Source organism: Methylomonas koyamae, assembly GCF_006483455.1.
Classification (GTDB): Bacteria; Pseudomonadota; Gammaproteobacteria; order Methylococcales; family Methylomonadaceae; genus Methylomonas; species Methylomonas koyamae_B.
The window spans coordinates 1-1,841 of the sequence record NZ_PPPU01000046.1 but is presented as its reverse complement, the minus strand read 5'-3'; the positions used below and the strand labels follow the sequence as shown (position 1 = coordinate 1,841).

Here is a 1,841-nt window from a genome sequence, read left to right as displayed (position 1 = left end):
GATAGGGGTCGGAAAGGGCCTAAGCCCTTCCCGCCCTCCGAACCGTGCGGGCGGTTCTCCCGCACACGGCTCTCCAGTCGGTAGTTTCCTCATCGGGAGTGTCTCTCGGCTTGCCAGGCGGGATGTAGTGCGAACAACCCGGCAGCCGCAAAATACGCATTCGGCCAGCGTCGATGGTCATTCAGGCATCGGCCAATGCCCGGTCGCTTGTCTTGCTTTCGCAGCAGCGATCGAAGCCGCCGTCGAATGAAGCCGTCCAGGTAGCGAAAAATGCCGCCATGAGCATGTTTGAAGTACCCATACCAGCCGCGCAGCATCGGGTTTAGATCGCCCACGATCCTATCCAGGCTGTCACCCCGTGTGCGCTTGGTCTTCTCTCGAATACGGTCTTTGAACCGGCTCAGGCTTTTCTTACGTACCCTACGCTGGCCCGCTTCAAAGCGATAGCCCAGAAACTCGAAGCCTTCGCCCGCTTGACGACAGTCGCCCAGATGGGTCTTATCGGGGTGCAGCGTCAGCCCATTGGCTTCAACCCATTCCCGAATGACCTCGAGTGCCGCTTCGGCTTCGGCTCGGCTGGCGCATAGCACGACAAAGTCGTCGGCGTAACGCACCATCCGATAACCTCGCGCCATCAGCCTTTCGTCCAGCGGATGCAGGTATAGGTTCGCCAGTAACGGACTGATGACCGCCCCTTGTGGACTGCCACTCGTCGGCGTCCAACGTTCCAACCCTTTCAGGATGTCCTGCTTGAGCCAACCTTCAATCAGTGCCAATAGGCGACCATCGCTGATTCGCGCTTCGACCCGTTCCAGAAGTTGAGCATGCGGGATACTGTCGAAGTAGCCTTTCAGGTCGGCGTCCACCACGTAGGTGTAACCAGCCTTAAGCCCGCCATCGACATCACGCAGGGCATCCTTGCAGCCTCGCTCGGGCCGAAATCCGTAACTGCTGTTCAGAAACGTCACGTCGAAGATCGGTTCGATCACCATCTTGACTGCCGCCTGTACGATGCGATCTTTGACGGTCGGTATTCCCAGCAGTCGACGTTGACCGTCGCCTTTGGGGATTTCCACCCGTTTAACCGCCATCGGTCGGTATTTCCCTTCCCGCAGACTTTGGCTCAGTTCGGCCAAGTAGCGCTCGGCTTGGGCTTCGAATTGCTCTACACTTTGTCTGTCCACCCCCGCCGCGCCTCGGTTGGCTTTAACTTTCGTCCAAGCCAACGCTAGCGTACCCGGCGCGTAAACCTTGTCCATCAAGCTGTACCATTTGCGTCCTTCGACACCGTTTACCAGTGCCAACACCATGCGTTCCGTCCAGATTGCGGCTTCCACGCCGGGTATTACCGCCGTTTCTGTACCTTGTTTAGTCTGTTTCGACACTGTCGGTGCTGTCATTTGCCTCACTCTCGATTTCTCGCATCCACCTTCCTGCCCTGCCTTCCCTCGACTGCGCTTTGCTAACCCAGCCTCTCGCGGCTTTCCCCGCTTCGGTACTATGCGGGCTCTGACTCCTGCCCGGTTTCGCTTCACCGAACAGGCCTCCTCGCTTATCTCGCACACACGTCCCAACGTTCCACCTCCAACCACAGGTACGGCCCGAACATCGTTTCTTTCGCCAAACCAACGTGTTCGATGCGTTTCAGGCTTCGCCATCTCCTAGCAGGCTCGCCGCCGTGTCCCGCCGAATCGAGTTCGTCTCCTGCGGACCGCCAGTTCGCCTCCGATTGCTCTCCACCCCGTTTCGCAACGACGCAGTTATCTTCAGCTACAGGGCCTTGGCATACCCTGACATGGACTTTCACCATGCTATGTGTGCGCCGTCACGAGCGCACTAGG

The 1,841-nt window shown here is 58.4% G+C and carries 1 protein-coding gene; it reads right to left on the bottom strand.

All coding sequences use genetic code 11. The features are described 5' to 3' along the window. Positions 1-89 precede the first annotated feature (89 nt). Positions 90-1,400: a group II intron reverse transcriptase/maturase gene (ltrA, locus tag C2U68_RS18480; RefSeq protein ID WP_222101935.1), complete on the bottom strand. Its 1,311-nt coding sequence runs from the start codon at positions 1,398-1,400 to the stop codon at positions 90-92. Positions 1,401-1,841: the final 441 nt, after the last annotated feature.

Bases quoted from the DNA above. Each gene is read 5' to 3' on its own strand.
- ltrA (WP_222101935.1), bottom strand. From the start codon at position 1,400: ATGACAGCACCGACAGTGTCGAAACAGACTAAACAAGGTACAGAAACG.